Source organism: Micromonospora violae, assembly GCF_004217135.1.
In the GTDB taxonomy this organism is placed as follows: domain Bacteria; phylum Actinomycetota; class Actinomycetes; order Mycobacteriales; family Micromonosporaceae; genus Micromonospora; species Micromonospora violae.
This window is the reverse complement of record NZ_SHKK01000001.1, coordinates 1,944,091-1,957,629: the sequence shown is the minus strand read 5'-3', so window position 1 is coordinate 1,957,629 and position 13,539 is coordinate 1,944,091. Positions and strand designations below refer to the sequence as shown.

The 13,539-nt window shown below is 72.0% G+C and carries 15 protein-coding genes; 7 read left to right on the top strand and 8 right to left on the bottom strand.

Translation table 11 applies throughout. From position 1 onward, the window contains the following. The first annotated feature begins 27 nt into the window (after positions 1-27). From EV382_RS08850 to EV382_RS08835, 4 genes are all read left to right on the top strand, one after another. A complete protein-coding gene (locus EV382_RS08850; protein WP_130401092.1) occupies positions 28-441 on the top strand; it encodes a DUF6069 family protein in 414 nt (137 codons plus the stop codon). 138 nt (positions 442-579) lie between these two features. Next, positions 580-1,104 carry a GNAT family N-acetyltransferase gene (locus EV382_RS08845; RefSeq protein ID WP_244236597.1) on the top strand — a complete coding sequence of 175 codons (525 nt, stop codon included), beginning with the start codon at positions 580-582 and terminating at the stop codon, positions 1,102-1,104. A gap of 73 nt (positions 1,105-1,177) precedes the next feature. Continuing rightward, positions 1,178-1,603, top strand: a complete 426-nt coding sequence (locus EV382_RS08840; protein WP_130401091.1) for an Hsp20/alpha crystallin family protein — start codon at positions 1,178-1,180, stop codon at positions 1,601-1,603. A gap of 71 nt (positions 1,604-1,674) precedes the next feature. Continuing rightward, positions 1,675-2,673, top strand: a complete 999-nt coding sequence (locus EV382_RS08835; protein WP_130401090.1) for a tyrosine-type recombinase/integrase — start codon at positions 1,675-1,677, stop codon at positions 2,671-2,673. A gap of 43 nt (positions 2,674-2,716) precedes the next feature. On the opposite strand, the gene EV382_RS08830 is transcribed toward EV382_RS08835, so the two are convergent. From EV382_RS08830 to EV382_RS08820, 3 genes are all read right to left on the bottom strand, one after another. Continuing rightward, positions 2,717-3,088, bottom strand: a complete 372-nt coding sequence (locus tag EV382_RS08830) for a VOC family protein (RefSeq protein ID WP_130401089.1) — start codon at positions 3,086-3,088, stop codon at positions 2,717-2,719. A gap of 67 nt (positions 3,089-3,155) precedes the next feature. Next, a complete protein-coding gene (locus EV382_RS08825; RefSeq protein ID WP_130401088.1) occupies positions 3,156-3,572 on the bottom strand; it encodes a CAP domain-containing protein in 417 nt (138 codons plus the stop codon). Positions 3,573-3,652: 80 nt separating this feature from the next. Then, positions 3,653-5,356 (bottom strand): acyl-CoA dehydrogenase family protein, encoded by a 1,704-nt coding sequence (locus tag EV382_RS08820; protein ID WP_130401087.1) that lies wholly within the window; start codon positions 5,354-5,356, stop codon positions 3,653-3,655. A gap of 146 nt (positions 5,357-5,502) precedes the next feature. Between EV382_RS08820 and EV382_RS08815 the strand changes: the two genes are divergently transcribed. Beyond that, positions 5,503-5,961 carry an Rv0361 family membrane protein gene (locus tag EV382_RS08815; protein WP_130401086.1) on the top strand — a complete coding sequence of 153 codons (459 nt, stop codon included), beginning with the start codon at positions 5,503-5,505 and terminating at the stop codon, positions 5,959-5,961. A gap of 10 nt (positions 5,962-5,971) precedes the next feature. After that, positions 5,972-7,180: a low temperature requirement protein A gene (locus EV382_RS08810; RefSeq protein WP_130401085.1), complete on the top strand. Its 1,209-nt coding sequence runs from the start codon at positions 5,972-5,974 to the stop codon at positions 7,178-7,180. On the opposite strand, the gene EV382_RS08805 is transcribed toward EV382_RS08810, so the two are convergent. From EV382_RS08805 to EV382_RS08785, 5 genes are all read right to left on the bottom strand, one after another. Next, complete coding sequence (locus EV382_RS08805) at positions 7,147-7,863, bottom strand: thymidine kinase (RefSeq protein ID WP_130401084.1); 717 nt, start codon at positions 7,861-7,863, stop codon at positions 7,147-7,149. The two genes, EV382_RS08810 and EV382_RS08805, sit on opposite strands and share 34 nt — an antisense overlap. 56 nt (positions 7,864-7,919) lie before the next feature. After that, positions 7,920-9,314 (bottom strand): MFS transporter, encoded by a 1,395-nt coding sequence (locus tag EV382_RS08800; protein WP_130401083.1) that lies wholly within the window; start codon positions 9,312-9,314, stop codon positions 7,920-7,922. A 16-nt stretch (positions 9,315-9,330) separates the two neighbouring features. After that, a complete protein-coding gene (locus EV382_RS08795) occupies positions 9,331-10,098 on the bottom strand; it encodes a glycerophosphodiester phosphodiesterase family protein (RefSeq protein WP_130401082.1) in 768 nt (255 codons plus the stop codon). A gap of 52 nt (positions 10,099-10,150) precedes the next feature. Next, positions 10,151-10,624, bottom strand: coding sequence for a hypothetical protein (locus EV382_RS08790; RefSeq protein WP_208758345.1), 474 nt, complete (start codon positions 10,622-10,624; stop codon positions 10,151-10,153). 551 nt (positions 10,625-11,175) lie between these two features. Beyond that, the gene (locus tag EV382_RS08785) at positions 11,176-11,943 is read right to left on the bottom strand and encodes a lysophospholipid acyltransferase family protein (protein WP_130401081.1); all 768 of its coding nucleotides are present in this window, start codon (positions 11,941-11,943) and stop codon (positions 11,176-11,178) included. 176 nt (positions 11,944-12,119) lie between these two features. Between EV382_RS08785 and EV382_RS08780 the strand changes: the two genes are divergently transcribed. Beyond that, positions 12,120-13,532 carry a cytochrome ubiquinol oxidase subunit I gene (locus tag EV382_RS08780; protein WP_130408603.1) on the top strand — a complete coding sequence of 471 codons (1,413 nt, stop codon included), beginning with the start codon at positions 12,120-12,122 and terminating at the stop codon, positions 13,530-13,532. Positions 13,533-13,539: the final 7 nt, after the last annotated feature.

Sequence of the window (13,539 nt, the reverse complement as noted above, 5' to 3'; positions counted from 1 at the left end):
TCGATTCCCCTGAACGAGGAGTCCGTCATGAGCGCTGCCACCGTCACAACCCCCACCCCCTCACCACTGCGCCGCCGCGCCCTCGGCATCGCCGCCGCCGTCGTGGCCCCCCTGGCTATCTGGGCGGTCGGCGCGCTGGCCGGTGTCGACTACACCGTCGAGAGCCCGGGCCAGCCCGCCACGCTCATCGGGGCCGGCGCGATCGTCATGATCGCTCTGGGGTCCGCCCTGCTCGGCTGGGCGACGCTGGCGCTGCTGGAACGCTTCGCCCCCCGGGTCGCCCGACCGGTCTGGATCTCGCTGGCCGTCGTCGTGACGGCGCTGTCCTTCGTGCCCGTGTTCAGCGTGGAGGCCACCGGCGGCGCGAAGCTCGCCCTCGGAGCGACGCACGTGGCCGTGGCGGTCGCGCTGATCGCCCTGCTGCCTCGCCCTCGCCGATAACCGCTCAGAGCGACAAGGTGTCGCCGAGTGCCGGTCGTGGTCGTCGTCTCGCCGGCCACGACCGGCAACTGCTGCGGACCTGGCCAACTGGCCGCGTCGGCGGAGTAATACCGTTGACCGGACGGTGATGATCAACAGGTGACCGCTACCGCCCGGCCCACCTGGCTGACCACCGCTGTCCGGCCCGACCACCCCGACGCCGCGCTGTTGCTGCGCGAGTACATGACCGAGATGGTGGTTCGTTACCACAATCGCCCGGCCCTGCCCGGCGAGGTCGACGCGGCCCTGGCCGAGATGCCCAGCGACGACCTGACCGCCCCGGGCGGGCTGCTCCTGCTCGCCCACCACGGCGCCGACCTGGCCGGCTGTGCCGGGCTGCGCTGGCAGCCGGGCTGGGCCGAGCTGACCCGGGTGTACGTCCGTGCGACGCATCGGGGCGCCGGCGGGGGCGCCGCGCTGCTGGCCGCCGTCGAGGAGCGGGCCCGCGCGGCCGGGGTGGACCGGATCCGGCTCGACACCCGGCACGACCTGGTCGAGGCCCGCGCCCTGTACGCCCGGCACGGCTACGTGGAGATCCCCGCGTACGCGCACCGCACCTACGCCGATCACTGGTTTGAGAAGCGGCTCTCCCGAGCAGTTGACGTCTGCGCGCGGACACGCTAAATAAGAAGAGGAAGTTGAGTCACCCCGACTCAACTCATTACCTTCGGCCAGGAGAACCGAGGAGGCAACGACCATGTTGATGCGTACCGACCCGTTCCGCGAGATCGACCGGCTCGCCGAGCAGTTCTTCGGTACGGCGGCCCGTCCCGCGATGATGCCCCTGGACGCCTACCGCGACGGGGACCACTTCTACGCGGCGTTCGACCTGCCCGGCGTCGACCCGGACAGCATCGACTGCACCGTCGAGCGCAACGTGCTCACCGTCCGCGCGGAACGCCGCCGGCCCGCCGGCGACGGCGTCGAGCTGGTCGCTTCCGAGCGTCCGATGGGCACCTTCACCCGGCAGCTGTTCCTCGGCGACACGCTGGACGCCGACAAGCTGGAGGCGGGCTACGAGAACGGGGTGCTGACGCTGCGCATCCCGGTCGCCGAGCGGGCCAAGCCCCGCCGGGTGACCATCAACGCCAACGGCAACGGCCGCCGACAGATCAACGCCTGATCCGCCACGGCGACGGGTGGGACCGGCGCGCCTGCACGCCGATCCCACCCGAGGCTGAGAACCTTTTTCACATGGTGTTCTCCGACGCTCCGGTGCTCGCCCGCCCGTCCGCGCTCCCGGCGCTGCCGAGCGGCCCGGTCGAGGTGACCGAGGCGTGGCTGCGCAACCGACGGCTGTCCGAGCACACCCGCGACGCGTACCGGCGTGATGTCACCGGCTGGCTCACCTGGTGCGCCGGCCGTGACCTGGACCCGCTCCGGGCCACGTTCCTGCACGTCAACGAGTACGCCCGCGCCCTGGAGAGCAGCGTCGGCGCCCGCAGCGGCCGCCCGCTGACCCCGGCGACCGTCGCGCGCCGGCTCTCGGCGCTGTCCAGTTGGTACGACTTCCTCGTCAAGCTGGGCGCCGTCCCGGCCAACCCGGTCTCCGGCGCCGACCGCCCCCGCGTCGACCGGGACCACTCCGCCACCGTCGGGCTCACCCCCGAGGAGGTCGACGCCCTGCTCAGCGCCGCCGACGCGGACACCGGCGCGACCGCCGTGCGCAACCGGGCCGCGCTCGCGCTCCTCGCGGATCTGGGTCTGCGGGTCGGGGAGCTGATCTCGCTGGACCTGGCCGACCTCGGCACCGAACGCGGCCACCGCAGCGTGCGCTTCGTCGGCAAGGGCGGCAAACAACGTCGCCGCGCCCTCACCCCCGGCACCGGGCACGCCCTGGACGCCTACCTGGCCCAGCGGGCCGCCGCCACCGGCGTGCCGGTGGCGCACCTGACCGGCCCGCTGCTGGTCACCGCCAGCGGCGCCCGGCTGGACCGGCACTCGGTGTTCCGGATGGTCCGCCGGCTCGCCCGAGCCGCCGGCATCCCGGCCTGGGCGAAGCTGTCCCCGCACTCGCTGCGACACGCCTTCGCCACCACCGCCCGCTCGGAGGGCGTGCCGTTGGAGGACGTCCAGGACGCCATGGGGCACGCCGACCCGCGCACCACCCGCCGCTACGACCGGGACCGGCACAACCTCGACCGGGACCCGGCCTACGCGGTGTGGGCGGCCCGGTCGCGCCGCCGCGCCTGAACAGCCCGGTCGGCGCCGCCGTGGCTGAACCGCGAGGGCCGCGTCAGCCCTGCGGGCGGGGGCAGATGCAGAACGGCTGCCCGACCGGGTCGAGCAGCACCACCCACCGCTCGCCGCCGGGCTGGAAGGCCGGCTTCGACGCGCCCGCCGCGACGAACTTCTCCTCCGCCGCCGCCAGGTCGTCGACGTAGAGATCCAGGTGGTAGCGCTTGTCGCCGGTCTCGTCCGGCCAGGACGGCGGTCGGTAGCCCTCCACCAGGCCGAAGCCGATGGAGACGCCACCGGAGCTGATCATCGCGTACTCGGGTTGGCTGTGGGTGACCTCCCAGCCGAGCGCCTCGTGGTAGAACGCGGCGTGGCCGGCGGGATCGGAACTGTCGAGGTTGACCATGGCAAGGTCGGCAGAGACTGTCACGCCGGCAGTATGCCGCCGAGGTCCGACAACGAGGCGTCGCGACACTCGCCGCCGGGCCGGCCCGCCGTCACCCGTAGCCGAATTTCTGCGTCCACAACGGGCCGTCGCCGAGGTGCACGCCAACGCCAATCTCGCAGAAGTCCGGATGCAGCAGGTTCGCGCGATGCCCAGGGCTGTTCAGCCAGGCGTGAATCACCTCGTGCGGCCGGCGCTGGCCTGCGGCGATGTTCTCTCCGGCGGGCTCGGCGTACCCGTGTGCCCACATCCGATCGAACGGCGTGACGCCATCGGGGTCGTTGTGGGCGATGTAGCCGCGCCGCGCCATGTCGAGGCTGTGGCTGCGCGCCGCCTGACGAAGCAGTTCATTGGTCTTCAACGGGGCCAGGCGAGCCTTGGCTCTGGCTTGATTCGTCAACCGCACCACCGTGTCCTCAAGGTGGGTCCGGTAGGTGTCAGGGCCGATGCTGGTTCGACTTCCCGGCATGTCTCGTCCTCTTCGGCATGTCGCTACTCACCGATGCGCAGGTACATGATCCACCAGGCGTGCTCGTTCAGGCCAGCCGGTCAGCAGAGCAGGTCCAGGTGGTGGTGGGCGTCCTCGGCGATCTCCTCGTGCCGCAGCCAACGGCGCGCCCACAACCGGGCGGCCAACTCCGCCTGCTCGTCCCCCCAGGCGGCGTGCTCGACGAGCAACGCGGTGGTCAGCGCGTACGCCAGGCGCAACGCCAGACCACGGGCACCGGCCTGCACCGCGGCGGCACCCGGATCGGCGGTCACCGCGCTGATGGTTTCCGTCAGCTGCGCGGCGGCGGTGGCCAGGGTGTCGGCCAGCGCCGGCGACAACGGCCGGGCCAGGTCGACCGCGGCGGCGAGCCGGGCCAGCACCGGCGCACCCGCGTCCTCCCGGGTCAGCGCGCGCAGCACATCCAGGGCCAGCACGTTGGTCGTGCCCTCCCAGATGGGCAGCACCTGCGCGTCGCGCAACAGCCGGGGAACACCGGTGTCCTCCACGTAACCGGCCCCGCCGAAGCTCTCCACGTACTCGCTGGCGGAGCTGACAGCGAGCCGGCCGGTGGCCAGCTTCGCCAGCGGCGCCACGATGCGCAGCTCCGCCGCGGCCGCCGGGTCGACGCCGACCTCGACCCGTCCGAGCAGGGCGAACGCGTGCCCAGCGAGCGCGAACGCGCCCGCCGCGTCGACCGCGAGGGTGCCCAGGGTGGCCCGGTGCAGCGGCGAGGACACCAGCGGGCCGCCGGCGACGTGCCGCACCTCGGCGTACGCCCGGGCGTAGTCGAGCCCGCGTCGCATCCCACCGGCCGCCGCGGCGGCGTTGTGCACCCGGGTCACCACCACCAGGGTCATCGCCCGGACCAGGCCCGGCACCGCCGGGTCACCCAGCGGGAGGGCGTACGCGTCGTGCAGGCCGATCTCGGCGGTGGGCAGCGCCCGGGTGCCGAGCTTGTCCTTGAGCCGGTGCACGGTGACACCCGGTGCGGGCGCGCCCGGCGTCGCGCTGTCGGTCAACGGCGAGTCGACCGCGTAGCGGGGGACCAGGAACGGTGCGAGCACCCGGCTGCCGCGTCCGGCGCCCTCCGGCCGGGCCAGCGCCACCGCCATCGCCGCGTCGGCGGCCGAACAGAACCACTTCTCTCCGGTCAACCGCCAGGAACCATCCGCCGCGGGTCGGCCGATCGTGCTGGAGCGGCCCAGGTCCGAGCCGCCCTGCGACTCGGTCATCCACTGCCCGCTGGTGATCGCCGTGGCCGGGTCCGTGGAGATCAGCCGGGGCAGCCACGCGTCGCGGACCCCGGCGTCCACGTCGGGCGTGCTGAGCAGCGCCGCCGCCCCGTCGGCCATCGCCACCGGGCAGGAGAACGTCGCCGACTCCGGCCCGTACAGGTGCAACAGGGCGTGTTGCACGACCCGCGCGGCGGCACCCCAGGTGCCCCGCGCGTCGGGCAGGTAGGGCAGCGCGACCACGGCGTGCCGGGCGGCGGCGGCGCGCTGCGCCTGCCAACCGGCGGAGGTGTCGATGCGGTCGATCCGCGCGCCCCACGGGTCGTAGCGCACCAGCGTCGGTGGGTGGGCCTCCGCGTCGGCGTGCGCCGCGCGCAACGGCCCGGTGACGTCGGCGGCCAGGTCGGCGAGGCGACCCTTCGCGGCCGCGTGTCCGTCCGGGCCCAGGTGGCGCTCCAGCCAGGACCGCAGCAGGCCGTCGCCGGCGTACGGGTCGACGGGGGGTGGTATCGGCTGCACGAACCGGCTCATCGATCGACTCCTGGCACTGCTCGGGGGTGTGCGCCGACGGTAGACGATCCGTAGCCGGTCCGAACAGGGCAGTCCCACCCACCACCTGCCCCCGATTTCCGACTTGTCACACTTGAATGCAATCACGTTCTCTACGGTCGGTAATCGTGGGTGCCGGCCAGCCGTGGAGCCGACCGGCCCGGCGTCACCGCCCGATGCGCACCGGGCTGGCCTTCGCCGGGTTCGGTGTGGCGCTGTGCTGCGTCGGCGTGGCGGGGCTGGCCGCCTGGAACCTGCAGACCGTCCGTCAGGCCGCCGGCCCGATCCGGGAAACCGCCGACGACTTCCTCAGCGAGGTGACCCTCGGCGACAGCGACAGGGCGTACGAGCGGCTCTGCGAGGATGCGCGCAGCCGGTGGAGCGCGATTGGCTTCACCAGTTGGGTACGGACGCCGCCGATGGTCACCGACTACGAGATCACCGACGTGTCGGTCACCACCCGCAGTGGGCGACCGCAGGGAACGGTGACCGTGAAGGTGACCCGCGACGGCGGGCTCAGCGAGGAACGCCGCCTGCCCGTGGTCCGCGAGGGCGGCGACTGGCGGGTCTGCGGTGATCCCTTCTGAGCCGCCGGCCGTGCGACCGAAGCGGCCCTGGTTGCTGCGCGAGCGTCGGGGGGTGGAGCCGACCACGTCGATGGAGCTCTTCTTCGACCTGGTCTTCATCTTCACCACCACCCAGTTGGCGCACTACCTGATCGCGCACCCGGACTGGCGCGGCGCCGCCCGCACCGCGCTCCTGCTGATGCTGGTCTGGTACGTGTGGATCTACACGACCTGGGGGACGAACTGGCTGCGCCCCGACCAACCGCCGGTACGGGCGGTGCTGATCGCGCTGATGTTGGGCAGCCTGCTGCTCTCGGCGGCGATCCCCGAGGCGTTCGCCGGCGCCGGCCTGGTCTTCGCGCTGGTCTACGCGACTGTGCAGGTGGGGCGCACCATCTTCTCGCTGTGGGCGGTGCAGGGCCAGCCGTGGTTGGTCGACGGGTTTCAAAAGACGTTCCCGTGGTTCGTCGCCACGTCGCTGCTCGTGGTGCTCGGCGCCATGGCCGGCGGGGCCGTGCAGGAGGCGCTGTGGGCGGCGGCGATCCTGATCGAGGTGATCGGCCTGCAGACCGGGTTCCCGGTGCCCGGTCTGGGCCGTAGTCCCGCCGAGCAGTGGATGGTGGAGGGCGGGCACCTTGCCGAGCGGTGCCAGGCGTTCATCCTCATCACCCTGGGTGAGTCGATCCTGGTCACCGGGAGCACCCTCGCGCAGCACCTGGACCTGAGGACGTCCGGCGCGTTCGTGCTGGCGTTCGCCGGTTCGGTGGCGCTGTGGTGGGTGTACTTCGCCCGGTCCGCCCCGCTGGCGGCGGAGATCATCGCGCGCGCCGGTGAGCGCACCGGCGCGTTGGGGCGGCTGGCGTTCAACTACCTGCACCCGGTGATGGTCGCCGGGATCATCGTCACCGCGGCGGGCGACGAGCGTCTGCTGCGCGAACCCGGTGCCCCCGCCAGCGCGGCCGCCGCGTTGTTCGTCCTGGGCGGCCCCGCGCTGTTCCTCGCCGGGCACGGCGCCTACCAGGCGGTGCTGTGGCGAGCCCTGCCGACCAGTCGGATCGTCGCGGTGGTGGTGCTGCTGGCGCTGATGCCGGTGTGTGTGCGGCTGGGGGCGGCCGTCGCGGTGTGCACCGCGCTGGCGGTGACGGTGGTCATCGCCGTCACCGTGACCGACCGGTTGTGGGTGCCGCGGGTCATGCGGCGGGCCGCTCAGGCGCGGGGGCCGAGGTCGCCGCTGCGGTAGTGCCGGCGGCAGAGCACCTGGTAGCGCACCTCAGCGGTGTCGACGGTGTCGCCGATGACCACCTGGGCGCCTTCGCGGACCACCCGCCCGTCGGCGACCCGGGCGTTGAGCAGCCCTTCGCGCCCGCACCAGCAGAGCACCTCGACCTGGATGCGGGCCACCTCGTCGGCCAACTCGAACAGTCGCTGCGTGGCGGGGAACATCCGCGACTGGAAGTCGGTGGCCAGGCCGAACGCGAACACGTCCACGTCGTAGCTGTCGACCAGCTCGGCCATCTGCTCCACGTGCTCGACGGTGTAGAAGCACGCCTCGTCGCAGATCAGGTAGTCCACGCGTACCCCGTCGGCCCACCGGCCGCGCACCAGGGCCCGCAGGTCCAGGTCGTCGGTGACCTCGATGGCCTCGTGGGCCAGGCCGATGCGGGTGGTGACCTGCGGTCCCAACGACCGGTCGATGCGGGTGGTGACCAGCCCGCGACGGCCCTGCCGGGCGTGGTTGTAGTTCATCTGCAACGCCATCGTCGACTTGCCGCAGTCCATCGGGCCCCAGAAGAACTTCAACGCCGCCGCGTGCACCGGACGCCCGTCGAGCCCGCGCGCGGCCGCACACCCGGCCGGTGCGTGTGGCTGGCCGGGGAACGGGTGGGCCAGGCAGGTCGGGGCGGTGGCGGCGTCGTCGGTCACGGTCGGGCAGCCTAGCCCATTGACCGGCTCGGATCGGTCGGGCGCGGGTGACGTGCTCAGAGCACCCGCGGTGGCGTGTTGCCCGCGGCGACGATGGCACGGCGGATCGGCACGGCAGCCAGGAGCAGGAAACCGACCACGAAGAAGATCAGCAGTGAGACCAGGCCCACCCGGTACGAGGCGGTGAGTTGGAACACCAGGCCGAAGGCGAGCGGGCCGAGCCAGCTGGTGCCCTTGTCGCTGATCTCGTAGAAGCCGTAGTACTCGCCCTCCTTGCCGGGTGGGATCATCTGGCTGAACAGCGACCGGCTCAGCGCCTGGCTGCCGCCGAGGACCAGGCCGATGGCCGCGCCGAGGACCATGAACGGCACCGGCGCCTCGGCCGGCAGCCGGAACGCGCCGATGATCACACCGGTCCAGAGCACCAGGCTCAGGAGCACGGTCTTCCACGCGCCGATGCGCTTGGCCAGCGCGCCCAGGCTCAACGCGCCCCCGAAGGCGAGGAACTGCACCAGCAGGATGGTGACGATCAGGGTGCTCTGCTCCAGACGCAGCTCTTCGGTGCCGTACTGGCTGGCCAGGGTGATGACCGTCTGGATGCCGTCGTTGTAGACCAGGAACGCCAGCAGGAAGAACAGCGTCAACGGGTACGCCTTGATCTCCCGCAGGGTGCGACCCAACTGCCGGAAGCCGTCGGTGAGCACGTTGCCCTGCCGGGCCAGCGCCGCCGCCGTGCTGGGGCGTTCCCGCAGCCAGCGCAGCGGCACCAGGGTGAACGCCGCCCACCACACCCCGGCGGAGACGATCGACCACCGGGCCAGGTCCAGGGTGCGCTGCGGGTTGTCGTCCTCGCTGAACAGGGTGACCGCGACCAGGTTGAGCGCCAGCAGCAGACCGCCGCCCAGGTAGCCCAGCGCCCAGCCGCGGCTGGAGATGCCGTCGCGTTCGTCCGGGCCGCCGAGCTGCGGCAGGAAGGAGTTGTAGACCACGATCGCCGCGCCGAAGGCGATGTTGGCGATCAGGAACAGCACGCCGCCGAGCAGGTAGCGGTCGCCGGTGACGAAGGCCATCGCGATGGTCGCGCCGGAGCCGGTGAACGCGGCGCCGCCGAGCAGCCGCTTCTTGTGCGCCGTCCGGTCGGCGATCGCCCCGATGACCGGCAGCACGAACACGGTGAGCAACACCGACAGCGAGATCAGGTACGGGTAGAAGGACCCGGCGGCCACCCGGATGCCCAGCGGGTGCACGTACCCGTCGCAGGTGTCCGCGCCCAACTCGCACCCGGCGGCCAGCTCGGCGACGGTGGTGAGGAACGGGCCGAGGAACACGGTGATGACGGTGGTCTGGAACGCGGAGTTGGCCCAGTCGTAGATGTACCAGCCGCGACGCTCGCGGCGGGTGCTCGCCGGGGGCGGGGTGTCGTCCACCGTGGGGGTCACGGTCTCGGCCATCGGGTTCCTTGGCTGATCAGGCGGCCCAGTGGCCGCGGCTGCGGTAGACGTCGCGCAGCACGCCGACGTGATCGGTCATGATGCCATCCACGCCACGATCCAGTAAGTCGTGCATCTGGGCGGGTTCGTCGATCGTCCAGACGTGCACCTGCAACCCGAGGCGGTGGCAGTAGTCGAGGAACCGGCGGTCCACCACCGGCACCCGCCCGTAGTGTGGCGGGACCTGCGCGGCGACCACCGACGGCGGCAGTCGCAGCGGGCGTCCGTGCAGGGAGGCGAGCCGCAGCCGGGTGACCCCCCGCATGCCGAGGCTGGTGGCGACCCGTCCCTCGGTGAGCGCGCGCAGCCGGGTCAACCGGGCGTCGCTGAACGAGGCGAGCAACACCCGGTCGCCGGCGCCGGCGCGGGTCACCGTCGCGACCGTCGGCTCGACGCCGCCGTCGGCCTTCACGTCGATGTTGAAGCGGACCTGCGGCCAGGCGTCCAGCACCTCGTCGAGCCGGGGTACGACGGCAGCGCCGCCGACGCGTACCGAGCAGAGGTCGGCCCAGCTCAGCTCGGCGATGCGCCCCGCCTCACCGGTGACCCGGCGCAGCGTCGGGTCGTGGAAGATCACCGCGACGCCGTCGGCGGTGGCGTGCACGTCGGTCTCCACGTACCGGTAGCCCAGCCCGATGGCCCGGGCGAACGCCTCGGTGGTGTTCTCGTCGCCCTCGGCCGCGCCGCCACGGTGGGCGAAGGCCAGCGGCGCGGGCGCGTCGAGGTAGCCGAATCGGGTCAACACGCGACGCAGTATGCCTGCCGTCGGTGGAGTGTGGGTGGCCTGCCGGCGAAGATCAGGCCCGTACAGCGGGCGGTTGTCCGGCGGCTTCCGCGAGGGCGGGTCGTTTCGCTGGGTGGCCTTGGCCGCAGTGCCGACAGGTTCCGCGTCGGCGCCGGTGATAGGCGATCGCGGCGGCTCCCAGCGCGACTCCCCACACCGGCCAGAACAGGCTCGGAACCCATACGGCCCAACTGCCTCGTGCCTGCTCGGTCCAGAGCAACATCAGGCCGGCGGGAATGATCGTCAGGGCGACGATCGACGCTGGGACGATGGCGAGGAGGGCGGTCGACAGGTGACCGGGCCGGACGTGACGCGTCATCACCCACGCGACGACCGCACCGAGCAGCCCGAGCACGGCGATGACCGGTGCGACGACGTCAGGGCGACTGCCTTCCAGGATCGACCCGGACGCGCGTGTCGGGTCGACGGGCGCGAACGGGAACCCGTCGCCACCGACGCTCCAATACAGGCCCAGTGCGCCGTACACCAGGGAGAGAACTCCGGCCGCGTAGCCAGCCCAGCTCGGCCAGTGCCGCCACCAGGCCCACGTCAGCGAGGACCACACCGTGCCCACGGAGGCTCGCGCCGCCGCTCGGGAACCAGACCAGGACATGGCACTCCTTCGCACAGGCGGTTGGGCTGACGCGAATCAGCATCACCGCCTGTCGAGGCGACCTCATCCCCTCGCTGAGCCACCCGCATCCCCCGGGCCGGGGACAGTCCCATGCCGACCTGGGCCGGGGGTCGGGTGTCACCTGAAGCCCCGCCTGTGGGGCAGTTGGCCCGTCGCGGTCCCTCCCGGTGCCCGTCGGCCGGACTTTCGCGCCTCGACGGGCACCGAGGCCCCCACCCCCGGACAACAGTCCTTCACCCTTTGCTCTGCACCCGCGGAGGCGACAGTCACCGTCGGTAGGTGGCGCGTCGGCGGGTGCAGAGCAAAGGTTGCGAGGTGAACTCGGCGTTGCGGGTCCCGTCGGTACCCGCCCACCCACAGCACAGGCCGCCGGGTGGGTGATCCGGGGCGCGGGGCCTCTGATCTCAGGCCGGGCGTCGCCGGTGGGCGCGGCTGGGGTCGATTGGGCGGCCGGGGTCGACGTGCCGGGGTAGGTCCGGTTCGTCGGGGCGCAGCGGGGCGAGGGTGTCGGTGAGCGCGTCGATGATCCGGTCGGTGGCGCGGCGGGCCGCGCCGGGGGTGGCGGCGGTCGTCTCGCCCAGGTCGACGGGTGTGCCGAAGTGCACCCGGATCACCGGGCGGCGCCACAGTGAGCGGGCGATGCCCCGCAGCATGCCGCGGGGCGCCTGGTAGGGCAGCACCTCGTGGGAGCCCCACTGGGCGACCGGGATGACCGGGGCGCCGCAGGCCAGGGCGAGTCGGGCAGCGCCGGTCTTGCCGCGTTCGGGCCACATGCCGGGGTCCAGGCCGATGCGTCCCTCCGGGTAGATGAGGATCACCGAGCCGCGGGCGACGGCGCTGGCGGCGTCGTCGAGGGCCCGGTGCACGGCGCTGGTGCCCCGGTCGACCCGGATGTGCCCGGCGTGGCGCATGGCGGCACCGAACAGCGGGACGCGGAACAGTCCGGCGGTCGCCATGATCCGCGGGGCGATGCCGCGGGTCTGGCAGGCGGCGGCCATGACCAACGGGTCAAACGGGCTGATGTGGTTGGCGGCCAGCACCAGTGGACCACGACGCAGATGCGCCGGGACGTCGCCGGTGACCTCGAGGCGGGCGAGCAGGCCGACCAGGCCCCGGGCCAGCAGGAGCGCGGCGCGCCAGATCAGTGGCGGCTGCCAGGTGGAGGTGTTCATCAGCGCGCCATCGTCGCACGCGCCCGTGGGGCCGCGAGGGCGGGTCGGCGGGTTGCCCGGGGGTGATCAGGGTCATTGGTCCCGGGCCAGTTTGGGCCCCCCGACCCTGCCGCCTTCTCTACGACACGCAGTAGTATTTACTACGTCTCGTAGTACGAATGGCTGGGGGTTCTCAGGTGGACGCGTTGGACGTTGCCCGCTGGCAGTTCGGTGTCACCACCGTCTACCACTTCCTCTTCGTTCCGCTGACCATCGGCCTGTCCGTGCTGGTGGCCATCCTGCAGACGATGTGGCACCGCACCGGCAACGAGCGCTACCTCAAGCTCACCAAGTTCTACGGCAAGCTCTTCCTGATCAACTTTGCCATGGGCGTGGTCACCGGCATCGTGCAGGAGTTCCAGTTCGGCATGAACTGGAGCGACTACTCCCGCTTCGTGGGCGACATCTTCGGCGCACCCCTGGCCATCGAGGCGCTGGTCGCGTTCTTCCTCGAATCCACCTTCATCGGCCTGTGGATCTTCGGCTGGGACCGGCTGCCCAAGCGGGCCCACCTGGCCAGCATCTGGGCCGCCGCGATCGGCACCAACCTGTCCGCGTACTTCATCCTCGCCGCGAACTCGTTCATGCAGAACCCGGTCGGCTACCGCATCAACCCGGACAGCGGGCGCGCCGAGCTGACCGACTTCCCGGCCGTGCTGACCAACAAGGTCGCCCTGATCACCTTCCCGCACACCCTGGCCGGCTCGTTCCTGGTCGCCGGGTCTCTGATCGTCGCGGTCGGCCTGTGGCACGTGATCCGCAACCGCGACTCGGCCGACACCGGCGCGTACCGCTTCGCCACGAAGTTCGGCTCCTGGGTGGTCCTGGTCGCCTCCGCCGCCGTGCTGTTCACCGGCGACATCCAGGGCAAGATCATGACCGACGTGCAGCCGATGAAGATGGCCGCCGCCGAGGGCCTCTACACCACCGAGAGCCCCGCCTCGTTCTCCGTCCTCACCATCGGCAGCCTGGACGGTAGCCGCGAGGTGTTCGCCCTCAAGATCCCGTACCTGCTGTCGTACCTGGGCACCGGCGACCCCAACGGCACCGTGCACGGCATCAACGACCTACAGGCCCAGTACGCCACCCAGTACGGCGCGGGCAGCTACACCCCGATCATCCCGGTCACCTACTGGAGCTTCCGCTTCATGATCGCCTTCGGGATGGCGGCCGCCGCGATCGCCCTGCTGGTGCTCTGGAGCCAGCGCAAGGGCCGCACCCCGCGCAGCCGGTGGCTGCTGCGCGCCGGCCTGGCCATGCCGGTGCTGCCGTTGCTGGCCAACTCCTTCGGCTGGATCTTCACCGAGATGGGCCGTCAGCCGTGGATCGTGTTCGGCGAGATGCTCACCCGCAACGGCGTGTCCCGCAGCGTCTCCCTGACCGAGGTGCTCACCTCCTTCACCGCCTTCACGCTGATCTACGCCACCCTCGCCGTGATCGAGGTCAGGCTGCTGCTGCGCTACGCGAAGGCCGGCGTGCCGGACGTCAGCGAACAACCCCCCACCGACGACACCGACGACGCCGAGCGCCCGCTCGCCTTCGCCTACTGACCCCGGA

What these genes read in the sequence shown, in the direction of transcription:
- EV382_RS08850 (WP_130401092.1), top strand. Translation starts at nt 28, where the DNA reads ATGAGCGCTGCCACCGTCACAACCCCCACCCCCTCACCACTGCGCCGC.
- EV382_RS08840 (WP_130401091.1), top strand. Translation starts at nt 1,178, where the DNA reads ATGTTGATGCGTACCGACCCGTTCCGCGAGATCGACCGGCTCGCCGAG.
- EV382_RS08835 (WP_130401090.1), top strand. Translation starts at nt 1,675, where the DNA reads ATGGTGTTCTCCGACGCTCCGGTGCTCGCCCGCCCGTCCGCGCTCCCG.
- EV382_RS08825 (WP_130401088.1), bottom strand. Translation starts at nt 3,572, where the DNA reads ATGCCGGGAAGTCGAACCAGCATCGGCCCTGACACCTACCGGACCCAC.
- EV382_RS08820 (WP_130401087.1), bottom strand. Translation starts at nt 5,356, where the DNA reads ATGAGCCGGTTCGTGCAGCCGATACCACCCCCCGTCGACCCGTACGCC.
- EV382_RS08800 (WP_130401083.1), bottom strand. Translation starts at nt 9,314, where the DNA reads ATGGCCGAGACCGTGACCCCCACGGTGGACGACACCCCGCCCCCGGCG.
- EV382_RS08785 (WP_130401081.1), bottom strand. Translation starts at nt 11,943, where the DNA reads ATGAACACCTCCACCTGGCAGCCGCCACTGATCTGGCGCGCCGCGCTC.